Annotated in this window: 17 protein-coding genes and 1 pseudogene; 6 read left to right on the top strand and 12 right to left on the bottom strand. The window is 61.2% G+C overall.

Annotated features, from left to right (window positions below):
• The first annotated feature begins 50 nt into the window (after positions 1-50).
• Genes ACR0MO_RS09780 through ACR0MO_RS09770 form a run of 3 tightly spaced genes read left to right on the top strand, consistent with a single transcriptional unit; the run spans position 51 to position 2,334 of the window.
• Positions 51-710 (top strand): Tim44/TimA family putative adaptor protein, encoded by a 660-nt coding sequence (locus ACR0MO_RS09780; protein WP_480626470.1) that lies wholly within the window; start codon positions 51-53, stop codon positions 708-710.
• A complete protein-coding gene (gene mltA / locus ACR0MO_RS09775; protein WP_480890974.1) occupies positions 707-1,747 on the top strand; it encodes a murein transglycosylase A in 1,041 nt (346 codons plus the stop codon). Before ACR0MO_RS09780 ends, mltA begins: the two co-directional genes overlap by 4 nt.
• A complete protein-coding gene (locus ACR0MO_RS09770; RefSeq protein WP_170520868.1) occupies positions 1,747-2,334 on the top strand; it encodes a Smr/MutS family protein in 588 nt (195 codons plus the stop codon). Before mltA ends, ACR0MO_RS09770 begins: the two co-directional genes overlap by 1 nt.
• Here the strand turns inward: ACR0MO_RS09770 and ACR0MO_RS09765 are convergent.
• From ACR0MO_RS09765 to hslU, 3 genes are all read right to left on the bottom strand, one after another.
• Positions 2,331-3,551, bottom strand: coding sequence for an MFS transporter (locus ACR0MO_RS09765; protein WP_480890972.1), 1,221 nt, complete (start codon positions 3,549-3,551; stop codon positions 2,331-2,333). The two genes, ACR0MO_RS09770 and ACR0MO_RS09765, sit on opposite strands and share 4 nt — an antisense overlap.
• On the bottom strand, positions 3,548-4,648 hold the full coding sequence (locus tag ACR0MO_RS09760; RefSeq protein WP_480890970.1) for an alpha/beta hydrolase: 1,101 nt from the start codon (positions 4,646-4,648) through the stop codon (positions 3,548-3,550). Before ACR0MO_RS09760 ends, ACR0MO_RS09765 begins: the two co-directional genes overlap by 4 nt.
• A 96-nt stretch (positions 4,649-4,744) precedes the next feature.
• Entirely contained in the window at positions 4,745-6,052 is a 1,308-nt protein-coding gene (gene hslU / locus ACR0MO_RS09755; protein ID WP_480890968.1) for an ATP-dependent protease ATPase subunit HslU, read from the bottom strand.
• 200 nt (positions 6,053-6,252) lie between these two features.
• On the opposite strand from hslU, the gene ACR0MO_RS09750 reads away from it, so the two are divergent.
• Together ACR0MO_RS09750 and ACR0MO_RS09745 are read left to right on the top strand one after the other, a co-directional pair.
• On the top strand, positions 6,253-6,654 hold the full coding sequence (locus ACR0MO_RS09750; RefSeq protein WP_170453336.1) for a DM13 domain-containing protein: 402 nt from the start codon (positions 6,253-6,255) through the stop codon (positions 6,652-6,654).
• Between the two features lie 105 nt (positions 6,655-6,759).
• Positions 6,760-8,001 carry an MFS transporter gene (locus ACR0MO_RS09745; protein ID WP_170453335.1) on the top strand — a complete coding sequence of 414 codons (1,242 nt, stop codon included), beginning with the start codon at positions 6,760-6,762 and terminating at the stop codon, positions 7,999-8,001.
• Here ACR0MO_RS09745 and hslV read toward each other — a convergent pair.
• Positions 7,993-8,550, bottom strand: coding sequence for an ATP-dependent protease subunit HslV (hslV, locus tag ACR0MO_RS09740; protein ID WP_170453334.1), 558 nt, complete (start codon positions 8,548-8,550; stop codon positions 7,993-7,995). The two genes, ACR0MO_RS09745 and hslV, sit on opposite strands and share 9 nt — an antisense overlap.
• Before the next feature lie 197 nt (positions 8,551-8,747).
• Here hslV and ACR0MO_RS09735 point away from each other — a divergent pair, with 197 nt between their 5' ends.
• A complete protein-coding gene (locus tag ACR0MO_RS09735) occupies positions 8,748-8,942 on the top strand; it encodes a DUF1127 domain-containing protein (RefSeq protein ID WP_170453333.1) in 195 nt (64 codons plus the stop codon).
• Positions 8,943-9,003: 61 nt separating this feature from the next.
• On the opposite strand, the gene ACR0MO_RS09730 is transcribed toward ACR0MO_RS09735, so the two are convergent.
• From ACR0MO_RS09730 to tsaE, 8 genes and pseudogenes are all read right to left on the bottom strand, one after another.
• Complete coding sequence (locus tag ACR0MO_RS09730; RefSeq protein ID WP_170453332.1) at positions 9,004-9,366, bottom strand: Lin0512 family protein; 363 nt, start codon at positions 9,364-9,366, stop codon at positions 9,004-9,006.
• Entirely contained in the window at positions 9,363-9,713 is a 351-nt protein-coding gene (locus tag ACR0MO_RS09725; RefSeq protein WP_170623541.1) for a Lin0512 family protein, read from the bottom strand. Before ACR0MO_RS09725 ends, ACR0MO_RS09730 begins: the two co-directional genes overlap by 4 nt.
• A 75-nt stretch (positions 9,714-9,788) precedes the next feature.
• A pseudogene (trxA, locus tag ACR0MO_RS09720) lies at positions 9,789-10,127 on the bottom strand (thioredoxin); the annotation flags it as partial.
• A gap of 42 nt (positions 10,128-10,169) precedes the next feature.
• The gene (gene addA, locus ACR0MO_RS09715) at positions 10,170-13,529 is read right to left on the bottom strand and encodes a double-strand break repair helicase AddA (RefSeq protein WP_480890965.1); all 3,360 of its coding nucleotides are present in this window, start codon (positions 13,527-13,529) and stop codon (positions 10,170-10,172) included.
• The gene (gene addB / locus ACR0MO_RS09710; RefSeq protein WP_480890963.1) at positions 13,526-16,450 is read right to left on the bottom strand and encodes a double-strand break repair protein AddB; all 2,925 of its coding nucleotides are present in this window, start codon (positions 16,448-16,450) and stop codon (positions 13,526-13,528) included. Before addB ends, addA begins: the two co-directional genes overlap by 4 nt.
• The gene (locus ACR0MO_RS09705) at positions 16,443-17,129 is read right to left on the bottom strand and encodes a nucleotidyltransferase family protein (protein ID WP_170623547.1); all 687 of its coding nucleotides are present in this window, start codon (positions 17,127-17,129) and stop codon (positions 16,443-16,445) included. The genes addB and ACR0MO_RS09705 overlap by 8 nt, the downstream gene beginning before the upstream one ends.
• A complete protein-coding gene (locus ACR0MO_RS09700) occupies positions 17,126-18,130 on the bottom strand; it encodes an aminoglycoside phosphotransferase family protein (protein WP_480890961.1) in 1,005 nt (334 codons plus the stop codon). Before ACR0MO_RS09700 ends, ACR0MO_RS09705 begins: the two co-directional genes overlap by 4 nt.
• A complete protein-coding gene (gene tsaE / locus ACR0MO_RS09695; protein ID WP_480626460.1) occupies positions 18,127-18,600 on the bottom strand; it encodes a tRNA (adenosine(37)-N6)-threonylcarbamoyltransferase complex ATPase subunit type 1 TsaE in 474 nt (157 codons plus the stop codon). The genes ACR0MO_RS09700 and tsaE overlap by 4 nt, the downstream gene beginning before the upstream one ends.
• Positions 18,601-18,640 lie beyond the last annotated feature (40 nt).

The raw sequence follows: 18,640 nt of genomic DNA, 5'->3' as shown, positions 1-18,640 counted from the left end.
AGTGGCAGGAGGCCGCGTACACAAAGTCTCGGTTCTGAAAAGAGGATGAAATGAACGAACCCATGATCCAGTTGCTGGTCCTGGCCGGAATTGCCATTTTCCTGATCCTGCGCTTGAAAAGCGTGTTGGGTTCGCGTGAAGGTTTCGAGAAACCTCCTGTTCCGCATCAGCCCGATACGGGCGCATCCCGTCGTGATTTCGAGGTGATCGAAGGCGGCCCCGATCATGACATCACCGACCACGTCCCCGAAGACAGTGAACAGGCGCAGACCCTGGCCGCGATGAAGCGGGTCGAACCCAGCTTTTCTGTCAGCGAGTTTGTTCAGGGCGCGCGCGGTGCTTATGAGATGATCGTGATGGGGTTCGAAAAGGGCAATCTGGACGAAATCCAGCCCTTCCTGGCGGAAGATGTGTTTGACACCTTCGTCTCGGTCGTGGCGGCCCGCGAAGATCAGGGCCTGACCATCGAGGCCGAGTTCATCGGTGTGCGCGAAACCACGCTTGCGGATGTGTCCTTCGACAAGGACACCAATGAGGCCGAGATCACCATGAAATTCGTTGGTGAGCTGACCTCGGTCGTGCGCGATCGCGGGGGTGACATCATCGAGGGCAACCCGAACACCGTGAAACGCCAAAAGGACAGCTGGACCTTTGCCCGTGTGATGGGCAAGGACGATCCGAACTGGCTGCTTGTTGCCACGGACGCATGATTGCCACGCTCCGGTCGCTTTTACTGGTGGGCGTCATGACCACCGCCAGCGCCGCCGGAGCCGAGGCGACGCGATCTATCCTGTCGTTTGACGATCTGCAGGGCTGGGCCGAGGATGACCACGGCGCGGCCCTTTCCGTTTTTCTCAACACCTGCGGCGATCTGAAAGACCCGGACTGGCGCGCGTTATGTGGCGTGGCCCGGACCTATGAGCCGGATGCCGCCCGGGCGTTCTTTGAACTGTTCTTTCGCCCGGTTCTGGTGGAAGACGGCGAAGACGCGTTGTTCACCGGGTATTTCGAGCCCGAACTGGACGGATCGAAAACCCGCACGGATCGGTTCAAATATCCGATCTACAAGATGCCCCCCGAAGCACGGGCCGAGGGGCCGTGGCTGAGCCGCAGGGACATCCTGACCGGCGATGTGATGCAGGGGCGCGGGCTTGAGATCGCCTGGGTCGATGATCCGGTCGAGCTGTTCTTTTTGCAAATTCAGGGCTCGGGCCGGGTTCGTCTGCCGAATGGTGGGGCATTGCGTGTGGGATATGGCGGCGCGAATGGCCATCCCTACCGGTCCATTGGCGTGGAACTGGTCCGGCGCGGGATTTTGGGCTCGCATGAGGTCAGCGCCCAGATGATCCGCGCCTGGGTGCGCAAGAACCCCGAAGCCGGGGCAGAACTGCTGTTTCATAACCCATCTTACGTGTTCTTCCGCGAAGTCAGCCGCGTCGCGCCCGAACTGGGGCCGCTGGGGGCCATGAATCGATCCATCACCACCATGCGCAGTATTGCGGCTGATCCGGCCTTTACGCCGCTGGGGGCCCCTGTCTGGGTGGAAAAAGACGGGAAGAACCCGCTGCGCCGATTGATGATCGCGCAGGACACCGGCGCGGCGATCAAAGGCGCGCAGCGGGCGGATATTTTCTTTGGGACCGGGGACGAGGCCGGTCAAGCAGCCGGGCGACTGAAAGACCCCGGCCGGATGGTTGTACTGCTGCCAATCCAGCGCGCCTACGCTCTGTTGCCGGATGAATTCTGATGACCCGGCGCAAACTGACCAGTGAAGAGATCGATCTGTGGCGCAAGGTCGCCAAGCAGGCTGAGCGGCTGCACCCCGAGATCCCTCAGACCGTGCACCCGACGACCTTGCCGAAACCAACGCCCAAGAAACTGCCAAAACCGCGGATCGAGGCGTTTGAGTTGGGGCAATCCCATCAGAGTAAACCTTCTGGGAACACGCTGAAGCCGTCGATCACGGAAACGCTGCGGTCTGCACCGGTGCAGATGGACACCAAGGCGTTCGGTCGCATGAAGCGCGGCAAGTTGAAGCCCGAGGGCAAGCTGGACCTGCATGGCATGCGGATCGATACGGCGCATCCAGCGCTTGTGCGCTTCGTGCTGACCGCGCAGGCACAGGGAAAGCGGCTGGTGCTGGTGATCACCGGCAAGGGCAAAGACCGCGATGAGCCCGGGCCGATCCCAACACCACGTGGCGTGCTGCGCAATCAGGTGCCGCATTGGCTGTCGATCCCTCCGCTGGCACAGGCGGTGATGCAGGTGACGCCCGCCCATATCAGCCATGGCGGGGATGGGGCGTATTACGTCTATCTGCGGCGCAGTCGTTAGAAATCGGCCTTGGCACGGTGAATGCCCAGCCAGATCAGCGCGCAGACCAGCAAGAAAAATCCGGCGACCCACAGAAATTGCGCGCTGAGCGAAACACCAAGGTCGATCAGCACGCCGGTCAGAACCGGGCCGATGGCGGATCCCAGAACCATCAGCGCTGTTGCCAATGCCTTGATCGCGCCGATGTGCCGGGTGCCGTAGAACTCGGCCCAGAAGGCGCTGGGCAGGGTGTTATGTGCCCCTGCGGTGATGCCCAGAAAGATCAATCCGATCATAGCATTGCCGATGGTGTCCGAATAGGCCAACACACCAAATCCGATGGCCATTGGGATCTGGTAAAACGGCATGATCCGCGCGGTGCCCCATTTGTCCAATGCCCAGCCTGCCGCAAACATGGACAGGATCGAAACCCCCGTGAATATCGGAAACAAGGCAACCAGCTGGATATGAGGCCAGTCCTTGACCTCGGCCAGATGTACCTGATGGAAGAAGAAGGCGGTGATGAAGGCGGACGGCCCCAGAATTGCCGGGGCCATGCACCAGAACAGCGGATGAAACAGCGCCTCATGTCGGGTCCAGTGACGCCCCTGCATGCCAGTTGCCGCGTACTCGTCCGCAAGGGCTTGGGGCGTTCGTTCCTGACGCAGCAAGCGGATCAGAACCGGGATGCCCAGCAGGATCAGACCCGCTGCAATGACCCAAAGCCAGCGCCAGTCCAGAAACGCCATCGCTGCGACAAAGGTCAAAGGCAGCAGTGACTCGCCAATTGAATAACCCAGCGAGGCGATGGACAGGGCTTTGCCCCGCGATGCGGTGAACCAACGCGCCATCGCTACCTGCGCCAGATGGACGCTCATCCCCTGCCCGAACAGGCGCAGGAAAAAGACAACCAGCGGCAACAGCACGATCCAGCTGTTCAGCGCCATCGCCAGCGCGGCCAAGGCCAGACCTGCCAGAACGACGGGGCCCAGTGCCCGCACGCGGAAGACGTCGGTCAGCCCCCCGGCCCAGACCATCACGCCTGCCGCCACCAGCGTTCCCAGCGAATAAAGCCCGCCCCAGGCCCCGTGGCTTAGCCCGTAATCCGCCCGGATTTCCCCTGCGAAGATCGAAATGAAGAAAGTCTGCCCAAAGCTGGACAGGAAGGTCAGCAATAATCCCGTGCCAAGCCAGGATGCGTTGTTGAAAAGAAACTGACGCAGGCTGAACCGCGTCACGGGGTCGACACCTCGGCCTGTCCGGTTTCGGTCAGAACAATCTCGGTCGCGCCTGTTGGATTGCGCTCGCTGGGTGGAACCAGAATATCGATGCCCGGCCTCTCATCCGGCCCGAACGTGTTGCTGACCCGTCGCAGCGAACTGAGAATGGCCAACAGCGCCGGAGAGGTCGCGGCCACAAAATGCGAAGATTGCGCATCGCTGTTAAAGGCGGTCGTGTCGATCACGTTGATCGGGAATTCCTGCAAGGTCTCGATCGAACTGATATTGCCCAGCCGTTCACCCTCGGCCGTGCCGCGCAGCCGTGCCGAGACGTTCAGGATCTTGTCCTTCTGCGACACCATCACGATGAACGGGTCAGGCGGGGTCGCGATCCGGCTCATCTGTGAGCGGAACAGATCCACATCCAAATCGGGTGAGATCAGGACAACCCCATCAAGGTTTCGTTTCGACCAGCCGGGTTCCTGAAGCTCGGCCTGTCGCATCATCTCCATCGACAAGGCGCTGCCCATGGAATGCGCCAGCAGGATCACGCGTTTGACCCCCATGGACTTCAACTCGCGAATGGTTTGTTCCAATCCGTCGCGGGCAAACAACATGCTGTCCAGATCATATGCATAACCATAGCCGGTCGCCCGGCTGGGCCAGGAATAGACCAGCGTCGTTCCGGGAATGCCAATGTCATGAGACAGCTGAGCCGCGCGAAAAATGGTCTCGGTTTGGGTCGAGTTGTACCCGTGGACAAAGATTGTCACATCATCCTGACCCCGCAGATGTTGCCGCAACCCTTGCGCGCCGTTCAGCTGCTCGACTTCCGCCAGTACAAATTCCTTTTGCGGGTTCGGGTTGGCGTAAGAGAATTTCAGGCTGCCGGGCGTATGCGAGGGCGGGATGGACACGGTGGTCTCAAGAAATTGCAGCGCCTCGCCGCGCCGAAAGCCAAAGGATCCGTCAGGTTCACGCGCGCGGGTCGTGCTGGCAAAGACGGTCTTGGGCGTGCCAACCGACAGCGCGGTTGGAACGATTTCCGAAATCGTCCTGTCGACGCAGGCCCCCAGAGACAGGGATAGAAACAATAGGATGAAATAGCGCAACACGACCTGCCCCCGGAACGTTTGGCGCTAAGCTATCGAATTCTGGCCCCACGTCCAGCAACATGGGGCCTGTGCGACGGCAAGTTTCGGCTGAATCTGTTACAGAACGTAACGGCTGAGGTCGGTGGACCTGGTCAACTCGCCCAGATTGTCTTCCACGAATTGCGCGTTCACAGTGATCTCGGCCCCGGCCTGATCCGGTGCGTTGAACGAAAGCTCTTCGAACACCCGCTCCATCACCGTGTAAAGCCGCCGCGCGCCGATGTTTTCGACGCTTTGGTTCACATCCGCCGCAATCCGCGCCAGCGCCGCGATCCCGTCTTCGGTAAAGCTGACCGTGACCTCTTCGGTGCCCATCAGGGCGGTGTATTGGCGGGTCAGCGCGTTGTCGGTTTCGGTCAGGATGCGAACGAAATCCTCTTCCGTCAGGGCGCGCAGTTCGACGCGGATCGGCAGACGGCCCTGCAATTCCGGCAACAGGTCGGACGGCTTGGCAATGTGGAACGCACCGGACGCGATGAACAGGATATGGTCGGTTTTCACCGGGCCATGTTTGGTGCTGACTGTGGTGCCTTCGATCAAAGGCAGCAGGTCGCGCTGCACCCCCTCGCGGCTGACATCGCCGCCGCGCGCGTCCGAGCGGGCACAGACCTTGTCGATTTCATCCAGAAACACGATGCCGTTCTGTTCGACCGAGTCCAGCGCAGTCTTGGTGACGGTTTCATCGTCCAGCAGCTTGTCTGCCTCTTCCCCGATCAGCGCGCCATAGCTTTCGGCCACGGTCATGCGCTTTCTGACGGTGCGCCCGCCAAAGGCCTTGCCGAAAATGTCACCCAGATTCATCATCCCCATCTGCCCGGCCGGCTGGCCGGGAATGTCCAGCATGGGCATCGGGTTCGAGGTATCGGACAGTTCCAGCTCGATCACCGTATCGTCCAGCTCGCCCGCTTTCAGCTTCTTGCGGAACATCTCACGCGTGCCTTCGCGTGCGTCTTCGCCTGCAATGGCGGTGATGACGCGATCCTCGGCGGCCTCATGGGCACGGGCCTTTACATCCTCGCGCATATATTCGCGGGTCTGGACAATGGCCGCATCGGCCAGATCGCGCACGATCTGTTCGACGTCGCGACCGACATAACCGACTTCGGTGAACTTGGTGGCCTCGACCTTGATGAAGGGCGCGCGGGCCAGCTTGGCCAGACGGCGGCTGATCTCGGTCTTGCCGACGCCGGTGGGGCCGATCATCAGGATGTTTTTTGGATAGACCTCATCCCGGATATCGTCGGCCAGTTGCTTGCGCCGCCAGCGGTTTCGCAGCGCCACGGCCACGGCGCGTTTGGCGTCTTTCTGCCCGATGATAAAGCGGTCCAGTTTCGAGACGATCTCGCGCGGGGTCAGGTCGGTCATATGCGTTCTATCCGTTTGTTTCGCAGCGGAACCTAATCATACCGGGCGAAAACACAAGCCGATCACGAAAACATCACGCCAACTCACAGAAAGCACACGGATTTTCGTGGTGATGTGAATCGCCATACCGGCATGGGCTGCGGCATAACCATGCGCGACGGGCAAGCCAGCCCGCGTCAATCTTATGGAGATACCTCATCATGATGACTCGTCGTTCGCTTTTTGTGAAAGCTGCAGCCACCGGCGCGGCCCTGACCCTGGCCGGCACCACCACTGCCCTGGCCGGCGGCGCCAAAAAGAAAGGCAATTTCGAAGGCCGCTCGAACCACATCACAAGCGGTTCGGTGAAACTGGTCAAGGATGGCGACCGTTACATCGTTGAGCTGGGCGACGACTTCTCGCTGGATGGTGGCCCCGACCCGCGCGTGGCCTTTGGTAAAGACGGCACCTACGCCCCCGACAGCAAACTGGGCGCGCTGCTGAACCTGACCGGCAAGCAATCCTACGCCGTACCGCCGACCATGGATGTGTCGGGCTACAACGAGGTTTACATCTGGTGCGAGGTTGCCGGTGTACCGCTGGGCGTTGCGTCGCTGAAGTAACCACTCTGGTCAGAGGTCGGGCCAACCGACCTCTGACACTCGGTTAGGTAACAGGACAACTGTCTGTTACACTCGCCCCAAGGTATTGGAACCGGGGGCGTTTTTATGACCAAGATTGCCAAGATCACCTTGCTGTTCGTGGTGTTTGTCGACCTGATCGGGCAAGGGCTGGTCTTTCCGATCATCAATTCCCTGATCATGGAACCCAAATCCGGCTTCCTGCCCGACAGCACCCCCGAAGGCCGGAGGCATTTTTACTATGGTCTCGTGATCGGGTGTTTCTTTCTGTCCTGGTTTCTTGGGGTCGTTTACGTCTCGAAAGTCTCGGATTCCATCGGGCGCAAGAATGCGTTGCTGGTCTGTCTGGGTGGCGCGTTGGTCGGTTATGCCCTGACCATCGCGGCGCTGTATATGAACAGCCTGCTGATGCTGATCATCGGGCGCTCGATCACCGGGTTCACGGCGGGCAACCAACCCATCGCGCAGGCGGCGATGATTGATGGCAGCACCGATGCCGCCGACCGCGACCGCAACATGGGCTATATCGTGACCGGTGTCAGCTTTGGCCTTGTCGGCGGCCCGATTATCGGCGCCGTCCTGTCCGATTCCGCCCTGCTGGGCAGTTATGCCACCCTGAAAACCCCATTCTACGGGGCCTTCGTTCTGGTGCTGGTCGCCATCTTCCTCGTGACGACATTCTTCAAGGACACCCGCACCGACCGCGAACCCTTTGTCTTCCGCCCGCGCGACATCACCGACAGTCTGATTGCCGTGCGCGGTCATCCGATGGTTCTGAAAATCCTGCCGGTCTATTCATTCTTCATGATCGCCAACGTGACCTTCTATGTCTTTGTCGACAATTTCCTGACCAGCCGCTTTGGCTATGGCGTGATCGGGGGCAGCATGGCCATGGTGGTGATCGGCGTCGCGCTGGCGTTCTCCAGCACCTTCCTCGTCAAACCCGCGCAAGAGAGGTTCAGCAAGCATTCGATCATCTACACATCACTGATCGCCATGGTGATCTGCGGGCTGGCATTTGCCTTCAGCCCCAGCGGTGTGCTCAGCTATGTGCCGGTTTTCCTGTTCTATTTCCTGTTCGGCGTCGCCTATCCGACCCTGCTGGGCCTGTTCTCATCCAGCGTCAGCGAGGCGGATCAGGGCTGGGTCATGGGCGTGACCACCGCCGTTTTCTGTCTGGCGGGTGGCATCATGTCCCTGATCGGCGGCGGGTTGATGAGCATCGATATCCGTGTGCCCTATTACATCGTGGTCATTGCCGCGATTTTCGGGCTGATCGGAATGCACCGCCGCTGGAAAGGGAAAGAGATCAAGGCGCTGTTAGCCTGAAATGGTCTCAACCGTCAGATTGCCGTTGGTATAGACGCAAATATCTGCGGCAATCGCCATCGCCTCACGCGCCACCTGCTCGGCCTCTTTGTCGCTGTCCATCATCGCGCGGGCTGCGGCCAAGGCGAAGTTCCCGCCCGATCCAATCGCGGCCACGTTATGCTCGGGCTCCAGCACGTCCCCTGCCCCGGTGATCACCAGCAGATCCTTGCCATCGGTGACGATCAGCATCGCCTCAAGCTTTTGCAGGTATTTGTCGGTGCGCCAGTCCTTGGCCAGCTCGACCGAGGCGCGGGCCAGTTGGCCGGGCGTGGCCTCAAGCTTGGCCTCCAGCCGCTCCAGCAGCGTGAACGCATCGGCGGTCGAACCGGCAAATCCGGCGACAACCTCGAACCCGCCCGGTGTCAGGCGGCGCACCTTGCGCGCGGTGCCTTTGATCACGGTCTGGCCCAGGCTGACCTGCCCGTCCCCGGCAATGACAACCTGCCCGCCTTTTTTGACGCCAATGATCGTTGTGCCATGCCAACCGGGAAAATCGCTGTCTGCCATGAAAGCCTCCGTTCTTGTCGGCGTTATATATGGGCCGGGCGCAGGACCGGCGCAACCCGTTGTGAGATTGCCCAAAAGATATGCAGAAAACGCAAATCGGGACTGCCAAACCAGCAATTGTGGGACTCGGACGATGATCCTACATGAGCCTCACAACCGACAACGGGTCGGCTGTTTCACATCAAAGGACTGCGCACATGGCAACCACTGCAAATATTCATGCGCCGCTCGGAGCAGCTACCATCCTGCACGTAGTGGACGCGTTCACCAACGCTTTCGAAACCGTTGTCGAATGGAACGAAAGCCGTAAGACCCGCAAGCTTCTGTCGGAACTGAGCGACACACAGCTGGAAGACATCGGTCTGGTTCGCGCGGATATCGCGAAGCTCTGATCCATCGACCGGATCGTCAAATCGGAACAGCCGCCCGGATCCCCGAGCGGCTTTTTCTTTGTCATTTCAAAGCGTATTTACCGACCTGAGACGGCACAAATGCCTCGATTGCAGCCGTTGCCACGATGTGTCGGGTGCCAGCCGCCTGATCCACCACGTCCTGCCCGCCCAGCACCGCATGTACTACGGCCTGTCCGCGCGGAAGGTCGGCCGCCACCTGGGCACAATCGACCTGATCGGGGTTTTGCACGCCGATTGTCACCTGCACCCGCATCTCGCCGTGATCAACGCCGAGATTCGAGAACAGCGTGATCGAGGAGTGATGCAGCGCGTCCTGCACCGCACGCCGCGCGGCCTTGGTATAGTCCTGACCATAGAGGTCATTGCCCATCCCCATTTCCAGAATGATGCGCTGTTCGCTCATTGCACCGCCTCCATGTCGAACGAAACCGCAAGCGCGGCATTGGCAATGACCGTGTGACCGGTGCCGCCGGGCTTGTCGATGTCCAGACCGCCCTTGGTGACGGTGACACTGGGCGAGCCATAGGGAAATACCTCGACCAGCTTGCTGGTATCCACCTGATCGGGCTGTTGCACGCCGATCTCGACATCGATGATCATCGCCTCTTTCGGAAAGCCGAACAGCTCGGCCATGTTGATTGAGTTATGCCACAACGCATCCTTGATCGCGCGCAGCGCTGCTTCGGTATAATCCATCCGGCGCAGCGATGTGCCCATGCCGAATTCCACCAATACCCGTGTTTTGGCCATCTGCCCCCTCCGGTTTCTCAATAAAAAAGGCGCCCGGTTGCAGGCGCCTTTGATCTTTCATCAATCCAAAACGGATCAGATGGATTCTTCGATCCAGCTTTGCAGCGCTGCCTTCGGTGCCGCGCCCGCGCGGTTCGAAACGACCTGACCGTCCTTGAAGATGAACAGCGCCGGGATGCCACGGACGCCCATTGCGGCGGCGGCGTTGGGGTTGCTGTCCACGTCCACTTTGGCGATTTTCACCTTGTCGCCATATTCGGCAGCCAGTTCTTCCAGCGCGGGGCCGATCTGCTTGCAGGGGCCGCACCATTCGGCCCAAAAGTCCACAACTACGGGAACGGCCGAGTTCTTGACTTCGGCATCAAAGGTATCGTCGGTAACGGCTACGGTCGACATATTCTGTCTCCTGAATGGGGTAAACTCGGGAACAGAACGTAGGTGCCGGTTCGGGTAAGGTCAAGATATCTGGGTGCGGGCCAGTGCATCCGTCACAAGATCGTGTGGCAGCCACATCAGATCCGCTGTGCGGGTCCAAAGGATCGCCGTGCGAATGGTCTTGTCGGGATAGATCTGCGCCAGCGCCTGCGCATAGGCCCCCATCTGGCGCAGCAGGCCTTCGGGACAGGACTCGGCACTATCCGGAACGGTGGCATTTGATTTGAAATCAACCACATGCACCTCTGTTTCCGTCACGATCAGCCGGTCAATAACACCGTGCATCCGCTGCCCGTTCAGGTCGGCGGTCACGGGCACCTCGGCCAGCGTATCCGGGGCGAACACGGGACTGAGGGGGGCCGCCGTCATTACGGCCACGGCTTCGTTCAGCAACTCGGTTCGATCCGCGTCGTGCATATCGGGCAGAAGCCGGGCGCAAAGCTGTGCCCAGGTGTCCCGTGCGGTACCGGGCAGGTGCTCCAGCAACAGATGCAGCCGAGTGCCGCGCAGCTTCGCGGCCTCTTCATCCTGACCGGCATCACCGGGCAGCGCCTTTGCCCCGCCCAGTTCCGACGGGCTGATGGTTTCCTCGATCTGCGGTGCATCTGGGGCGGCTTGCGCGCAGAACGCGGGCAGATCATACGCCGTTTCCGGCGCGGCACGGTGTTCAACGCATGGCAGGGCATCCCAATCCCCATGGGCCAATCGCCGGGTGCGCGAACCTTCAAGCTGGGTCGCCCCTGCCCGCTCCATCGCGGTCTCGACCATCTGGTACCAGCTGGTCCCATCCTTGCCGACATCCCCCGCGGCCGCCACGATCAACCACTTTTCAGCCCGTGTTAGAGCCACATAGAGCAGGCGTAGCCGTTCATTTTCCTCACGGCTTCGGGCCTCATCCCGTGCCTGAGAGATCAGCTTGGGCGATACATCCGCAGGCACTTTCCACAACGGTGTTCCATCCGCGACCATGATCTCGGCATCGCGGGGGGCCTGCCGTTTTCCGGTATCCGGCAGGATCACGATGGGCGCTTCCAACCCTTTTGAGCCATGCACCGTCATCACCCGGATCATGTCGCCGACACCGCTCATCTGCCGTTTGATTTCCAGATCATCGGTTTGCATCCAGACCAGAAACCCGGTCAGGCTGGGAATATCCGTGCGCTCATAAGCCAACGCCTGCGACAGCAGCGCATTGATTCCATCCTCGGCCTCGGCCCCCAAACGTCCCAACAGTTTTCGCCGCCCATCATGGCGGGTCAGAATGCGCTCGATCAGGTCATAAGGGCGCAGGAAATCGATCTGCCCGCGCAGGTCGTTGAGCATGGACAGCGTTTCGGGAAATTCCTCGGCCCGGTTGCGCAGCGCGACCCACAGGAATTTCTCTTGCCGCCGATGGGCCAGATCGAACAGTGCCTGCTCGCTCCACCCGAACAGTGGTGATTTAAGGACGGTGGCCAGCGACAGGCTGTCCTCGGGCGTGGCAAGGAAACTTAGCAGCGCGGCCAGGTCCTTGACCGCCAACTCAGCGCCAACTTTCAGGCGGTCGGCCCCGGCAATGGGCAGGCCCTGGGCCTTGCAGGCGCGAATGATCTCGGCAAACAGGTCCGAGCGGCGCTGGACCAGGATCAGAAAGTCTCCGGGCCGAACTTTGCGACGGACAAATGTGCCGGGCGTTTTGCCATCTTCGGGGACCGTCTCACCCTGCTCGATCATGCGCTTGATCGACCCTGCCACCTGCTCGGCCAGAATTACGGTGTGGTGGCGCGAACCGGGTCGGTCGACGGGATCGGTCCAGTCACCATCCTCGTCATCTTCGACCTTTTCGACCACCGGCCACAGATCGACGCGCCCCGGCAGATCCGCCTTGAACGCGCGGTGCTGGCTGTCCTTGTGAAACCCCGCATCGGTGCGGTTTTCGAACAGAATATCGACCAGAGACAGGATCGCGCTGGAGGATCGGAACGAGTATTCCAGCGTCGAATCCCACAGTTTAGAGCCAGATTCTGTCAGCTTTCGCCCAAACTCAGCTTGCATCCGATCAAAGGCTTGCGGGTCCGCGCCCTGAAACGAGTAGATCGACTGTTTCTTGTCCCCGACCACAAAAATCGTGCGTTCGACTCCGGATCGGGCCCCCTCTCCGCTGGTGAATTCCTGCGCCAGCTTCTCGACCACATCCCACTGATCCGGGCTGGTATCCTGCGCCTCATCCACCAGAATGTGGTCGATACCGCCATCGAGTCGGTACAGCACCCATTCGGCCACTGCCGGGTCGTTCAAAACCTGCCGCGCGCGCAGGATCAGGTCGTCGAAATCCAGCCAGCCGCATAGTTGCTTGCGCCGCTCGTATTCCGGCAGGAAGGCGGCGGCAAAGCGGTGCAGAACGGCCGTTTTTTGCGCAGCAACCAGTGCGAGGCGCTGTTCGCGCGCAGCCTCGACCCGTAACATCAACGCTTCGAGTTGCGGCATCCGGTCAGCCAGCGCGCCTTCGCGCAGGGCCTTGGTCGGGAAGCCGTTAACCTTGGCGGTAAAGGGTTCTTTTGCGCTTTTGCCGGTCAGAAACACAGCCTCAAGCATGGGCAGATGTGCCAACCGCGCCTCGGTGAATCCGGCCAGTTTTGCCGCCGCCTTGGCGTTGTTGCCGCCACTTTCGATCAGCGCGGGCAGCATGGATTGAATCAACTCGACCTCGCCACCCAGAAACACCCGGGCCAGCAACTGGTCTTCGTCGAACCCTTCGGACAGCCCAAAACGCTGCAACAGGTCGGTGTGTTGTAACGGCTGTGCGAACAGGTTGCGCCGTTGCGCAACCGCTGCTGTCACCTTGTCAAAATCTGTATCGGTGACGAACCGTACAACATCCTCGATCAACCCGGCTTGGGGGCCTTCGGCGAAATCCTCAATGATTTCTTCGCGCAACAAGGCGGCGGCCCGGTCTTCCATCTCGGCGAATTGCGGGCTGACCCCGGCTTCCAACGGGAAACGGCGCAGCAGCGAGGCGCAGAACGAGTGAATGGTCTGGATTTTCAGCCCGCCCGGCGTTTCAATCGCGCGCGCAAAAAGCGTGCGTGCCTGCGCCAGCCGGTTGGGATCGATGATACCTTTGACCCCCAAATCGGTCAGTTGTTGCAACAGCGATGCGTCGCCCAGCATCGCCCATTCGCCCAGCCGTTTGAACAACCGGTTCTGCATCTCGCTGGCGGCGGCTTTGGTATAGGTCAGACACAGGATGTGTTGGGGCTGCACCCCGTCCAGTAACAACCGCGCCACGCGGTCGGTCAACACCCGGGTTTTGCCCGACCCCGCATTGGCCGCCAGCCAGGTCGAAGCATCGGGGCGCGCGGCCTGCACCTGCCGCTCGGTCGCGTCGTTGCGAGGGGTCATGTCAAGTCCTCGGGGTGGGTTTCGGCGGTGCGATCCCATTCGCCGAACCGGGCCAGATGGTCATAGTCGCCAATGTCGGTGTCCTTGTGCAGCATCCGGCGAGAGGAAAAGCCCTGATCAGGCTCTAAATAGGCCGAAACAAGCTCTTTCAACTCAGCCAACACCTTGTCTGCGGGTTCCTTGTTCAGCGGTGCGGCGACCTCTTTGTAACTGCCGCCCATGCCGATAAAGATCGCCTCGGCCACGCTGACGGGGTCGATCCCTTCGATGGCACCCTGCTCGGCCATGGCGGACTCGATCAACAGCTGTTTGTCGAACTTGGCCTGCTGGCTTTCGCTCGGTGGCGCGCCGGTTTTGTAATCGATAATCCGCAGCGCGCCCCGGCTGTTGCGGTCGATCCGATCGGCGCGCCCGACAATGGTGAAATCCAACGGCGCAAGCACCAGCTTCATCGCGGCCTCAAAGGCCACCGGCCCGCCATCGCCCCGGCGCGCGGTTTCGGCGGACAGGAAAGCGTCGGCAATCCGTTCCAGCCGCGCCAGCCATAATTTGCGCGCGGTCGGCCAGGCGACATGGGTTTCCAGCAGATCATGTGCGCGTTTCAGGAAATTCTCGCGGGTCAGCAAGGCGGTATCCAACACGCTGTCCTTGACAAAATGTTCGAGGATTTCGTGGATCACGATCCCGCGCAACAAGGCATCTGGGGCCTGCACCAACGGGTCCAGCGGTTTCAGGCGCAGCACATGCTTGGCGTAGATCGAGTACGGATCGCGGATCAGCCGCTTGATTTCGGTCACCGACAGACGCCGGGGCCGCGCCGCGACCGGAGGGCGTGGGGACGGGCGGTGCGCCGCATCGATCCGGGGGGCCTGTTCCAGCGCTTTCGCCCAACTCAGGTACGTTTGACCGCGCGCGCGCATGTCTTTTAGAGCCTCTCGGCCTCCCTGATCGGGCAAACCCTGCAGCAGGTTGGTCAGGCGGTTCAGCCACCGCGACGGCACAGTTTCCGCATCGTCCGAGCGGGTGGCGCGGGTCAGGCAGACCTCGGTCGCGCCGATGGCCTGCTGGAAATCATGCGCCGAAAGGCCGATCCGGCGTTCTGGCAGCAACAGCCCCGCCTTGTCGCGCATCTGACGGTTCAGCCAGGGGTCAGGCGCAGGGGCCTCGGGCCAGCTACCTTCATTCAGGCCGCCCAGAATCAGCAGATCGGCCCCCTGCACGCGGGCCTCAAGCGTTCCCCAGATCATGATGTTGGGATGCGGGGCGTCGCGGTCGCGGACCTCTTCCCCGGCCAAAAGCGCACCAAGTAAGTCGGCGAAATCATGGGCGGTCATGGGCCCGCCATGGTGCGCCTCATCCTGCAGGGCGGTCAAAACGGCCAGCGCCTTTTGCCCCGCGTTTTTGTCCCAGAGCGTGCCTTGTTCGCCTGCACTGCCGGCTGAAATGGCTTCGGCCAGAGGCCGCAAGCGGTCAACCCATTCGGTCAGCGGGCGCTCACCGGTGACTTGCTGATCACAGAAATGCGCTCCGACCCAGTTCAGCCAATCCGCAGGCGCGTCGGTGCGAATGGCCGAGGCCGTCAGGCTGACATGATCGGGAAACGGGGCGCCATAGCGGCGCAGATCCAGTTCCAGATCGCGGGTGTGCAGCAGATGCGCGCCACGCTCAGCTCCGTCATGGCAAAGCGGGTGTTTCAGCAGGGTCAGCAAAGCCTCACCATCCAGCCGACGGGCAAACAACCCCGCGACATGGCGCAGAAACCGGCCCGGAGGCGACAGTTGCAAGGGCAGGCCTGCGCTGTCATCGGGCAGGATGTTCCAACGGTCCAGCGCCGCACTGACCTGTCGGGTCAGCATCCGATCCGGCGTGATCAGGGCGGCGGTCTGGCCGGTTTCAGCCGCTTGCCGCAGTCGCAGGGCGATGGCCAGCGCTTCGGACCGGGGCGAGTCCGCCTCGATCAGTGTCAGGTCCTTGGTCGCAAGGTCCAGATCCGCCAGTTGCGGGCCTTCGGACATCCAGGCGTCGGTGATCGGGGCAGGGCGCAAAGCCAGCGAAACCAACCGGTTACGCGCGGGTGACGGTGGTTGCTTGTCCGTCCAGGGCTGAATCTGATCGGGGGTCAGTTCCAGCGCGTGCATCAGCTTGCGGAAGCGGTATTGCGGATGATCCTCTGAGGTCAGCGCCTCATCCAGACGATCCCAAACGGCATCCGGCTGGTCAAAATCATAACCCGGCAGGATCAACGCGCCCTGCGGCAAGCGCGCAACGGCCTGCATCAGCATCAGCGTTGTACCGCGCGATCCGGTCGATCCGGCCAGGATTACGGGATGCTGAGGCGGCGCGCCCTGCCAGCGGGCAATCAGGTTCTCGACCACACGACGTTGGCGGGCCTGCGCATCCATCGCCTGATCGCCTGCATCGACAAAATGATCGGCGATGCCGATAAACGCCTGTGCCCGCGCCCAATGGCCAGACATGTCGCTGACATCCAATTGCCGGATCGCGTCGGGTGAGACACCTTCGCCCTGCATCTCATCAATCAGCGCCGCCAGACTGTCGGACAGATCAAACAGTGAGGCGCGCGCGGCCAGATCGGGCTGTTGTTCTAACAGTTTCGAGATCAGCTGCGTCAGTTCCAACCGCCGCCGCAGGGGCGGAATGGCGGGCGGGATTTGCGCCAGATCGACGCTTTCCCCCAGATCGGTGACCAGAGACAGCCGGGGCAGCAGGCAGGGCGGGCCCTGATCGAACAGGTCCCGCACGCGGCGCGCCATGCGGCGGGTATTGACCACCAGTTGCACCCGCGCCAGCGCCTCGGGCGGGCCATCGCTGCGTTGGTGCAGCCCGTCGACCAGCGCCTTGGGAAAGTCGGTGCCGGGCGGAACGGCGAATACGCGGGGCAGGGCGCTGGGTTTAAACATCGGCCAGCAACCCTTCGGCCAGGGCAATCCCCTCGGGTCGTCCGACATCGCACCATCGACCGGGGTATTCGGTTGCAAACAGCCGATTTTGGTCCTGCATCCGGTTCCAAAGCAGGTTGAGAGAGAACGCCTGTTCCGAAAATTCTGCCAAGCGATCCGTTTTGATGATCTGCGCGCCACCATAAACCAGGCCCGGCCCGCGCGTGATCCGGCCTTCGGCATCTGCAGTGAAATCGCCGGTGCCGCTGTGACCCACCGTGTGGGCAATGGGGATGCACATCAGCAGGGCATCCATCCTTTGCGGATCCCACACGTTTTGCAGCAAGGTCAATGGGTTCGGCCCGGCCCAGACCGCGTCGGTGTTCAAGGTGAAGACCGGGTTTGACGCCAGCAGGGGCAAGGCGGCACGCAACCCGCCACCGGTTTCCAGAATCTCGGGCTCTTCCCGCGATAGCAGCACCCCCTTGGGCGTAAGATGCGCCGCAAGCTGATCGGCATGGTAGTGCAGGTTTACGACCACGCGTTCGGGATTTAAACCTTCCACATGGTCCAAAGCGTGATCGATCAGAGGTTTCCCTGCCACTTCGATCAAGGGTTTGGGCCGGTCTTTGGTCAACGCGCCCATGCGGGTTCCAAACCCGGCGGCAAACATCATGACCGCGGTCGGAGCGTTGGTCATACCGCCCTCAGCCTCGCCAGATTTTCAGGGGTCGGCTCGGGCAGCGCCTCCCGCACTACATCTGCCACGGAAAGCAGGGCAGGATGTTCCAGATCGCGCATCAGGTGCGACCATGTCGCAGGGATCAGGTCAATGTAATGTCGTTTTCCATAATCCGTGGCCAATCGCGCAAACCCGCCCAGAATACGCAGGTTCCGTTGTGCGCCCAGAACGCTGTAAGCGGTTCGGAAATCGTGATCATTCATGCCCGAGGCCGCAACATAGCGGTTGATCATCTGCATCTCGGTCCCCACCGAAACCGACCGGCGGACATCCTGCAGCAAGGACACCAGATCATAGGCCGGGTGCCCCAGCATCGCGAGTTGGAAGTCCAGCAAGCCGACCCGCTGCACCCCGTTACGATCCAGCATCCAGATCAGGTTTTCGGCGTGATAATCGCGCAGAACCACCACCTTTGTGCCTGAGGTTTCACGGTGCAGAATATCGGAAAACCGGCTTTCGAACCGGGCCAGCGCGTCGGTGTCGTGGTGCCCCAGAATGCCCTGGGCATATTTCGTGAAGGACAGCGATGACAGCTCGGTCATCAGCGCCGGGTCGTAGGACGGTAAAGACAGCGAGGGCGCATTGTGCAGGTGAAGCAGCACATCGGTCGCGGCCTCATACAGCGCGCGTTCCTTGCCGGGGTCTTTGTCCAGAACGCGGGCGAACAGGTCATCGCCCAGATCCTCCAGCAGCAGAATGCCAAATTCGGCGTCTTCGGCGTAGATCTCGGGGGCGTTCAACCCGACCGAGCGCAGGTATTCTGCAACCCGCACAAACGCGTTGACGTCTTCGCCCTTTTCGGGCGGCGCATCCATCAGAACGGCGGTGCGGCCGGTCGCGTGATCGGTCAGACGCTCATAGCTGCGGTTCGACGCGTCCCCGGCCAGAGGCGCGCGGCGGGCCCCGGCCCATGGGGTCTGCGCGATCAGCGCCTCGGTCAGTATGGCCCGGTTGGTCATGTGGTCGTCTCCAGTTTTTGCGACCATTTCGGGTCGGACCATTTAAGCGTCAGGTGGCGGGTTTCTTCCGCGTTAGGGTCTGTTTCGAACACAAGGTTTAACGCGGATTGCGGCGTCAGAGGGCCCAGTTTATCGGGCCATTCAACCAAGCAGATCGCGGTTTCAAACGCGTCGATCAGGCCCAGTTCTTCGACCTCTTCGACCATGCTCAGCCGGTAGAGATCGCAATGCCAGACCTCACCGGCCTGCGTGTCATAGGCCTGAATCAGAGTGAATGTGGGTGAGGGCACATCCTCGGGCACCTGCATCAGCGACTGGATCAGGCTGCGGGCGAAATGCGTCTTACCGCTGCCGATGGGCCCTTCAAGCAGCACAATATCGCCGGGGCCGAGGGTGTTGCCCAATCGGGTGGCAAAATCGGCGGTGTCGTCCGGGGATGTCAGGGTAAGGGAAACAGGCGGCATCGTCATGGCGCCACAATGGCCTCGCGCCCGCGCGGCTGCAACCCGG

The organism is Ruegeria sp. K5 (genome assembly GCF_056531805.1).
The sequence above is the reverse complement of the archived record's forward strand: the minus strand, read 5'-3'. Positions and strand labels throughout refer to the sequence as shown.

Bases quoted from the DNA above. Each gene is read 5' to 3' on its own strand.
- ACR0MO_RS09780 (WP_480626470.1), top strand. From the start codon at position 51: ATGAACGAACCCATGATCCAGTTGCTGGTCCTGGCCGGAATTGCCATT.
- mltA (WP_480890974.1), top strand. From the start codon at position 707: ATGATTGCCACGCTCCGGTCGCTTTTACTGGTGGGCGTCATGACCACC.
- ACR0MO_RS09770 (WP_170520868.1), top strand. From the start codon at position 1,747: ATGACCCGGCGCAAACTGACCAGTGAAGAGATCGATCTGTGGCGCAAG.
- hslU (WP_480890968.1), bottom strand. From the start codon at position 6,052: ATGACCGACCTGACCCCGCGCGAGATCGTCTCGAAACTGGACCGCTTT.
- ACR0MO_RS09750 (WP_170453336.1), top strand. From the start codon at position 6,253: ATGATGACTCGTCGTTCGCTTTTTGTGAAAGCTGCAGCCACCGGCGCG.
- ACR0MO_RS09745 (WP_170453335.1), top strand. From the start codon at position 6,760: ATGACCAAGATTGCCAAGATCACCTTGCTGTTCGTGGTGTTTGTCGAC.
- hslV (WP_170453334.1), bottom strand. From the start codon at position 8,550: ATGGCAGACAGCGATTTTCCCGGTTGGCATGGCACAACGATCATTGGC.
- ACR0MO_RS09735 (WP_170453333.1), top strand. From the start codon at position 8,748: ATGGCAACCACTGCAAATATTCATGCGCCGCTCGGAGCAGCTACCATC.
- ACR0MO_RS09730 (WP_170453332.1), bottom strand. From the start codon at position 9,366: ATGAGCGAACAGCGCATCATTCTGGAAATGGGGATGGGCAATGACCTC.
- ACR0MO_RS09725 (WP_170623541.1), bottom strand. From the start codon at position 9,713: ATGGCCAAAACACGGGTATTGGTGGAATTCGGCATGGGCACATCGCTG.
- addA (WP_480890965.1), bottom strand. From the start codon at position 13,529: ATGACCCCTCGCAACGACGCGACCGAGCGGCAGGTGCAGGCCGCGCGC.
- addB (WP_480890963.1), bottom strand. From the start codon at position 16,450: ATGTTTAAACCCAGCGCCCTGCCCCGCGTATTCGCCGTTCCGCCCGGC.
- ACR0MO_RS09705 (WP_170623547.1), bottom strand. From the start codon at position 17,129: ATGACCAACGCTCCGACCGCGGTCATGATGTTTGCCGCCGGGTTTGGA.
- ACR0MO_RS09700 (WP_480890961.1), bottom strand. From the start codon at position 18,130: ATGACCAACCGGGCCATACTGACCGAGGCGCTGATCGCGCAGACCCCA.
- tsaE (WP_480626460.1), bottom strand. From the start codon at position 18,600: ATGACGATGCCGCCTGTTTCCCTTACCCTGACATCCCCGGACGACACC.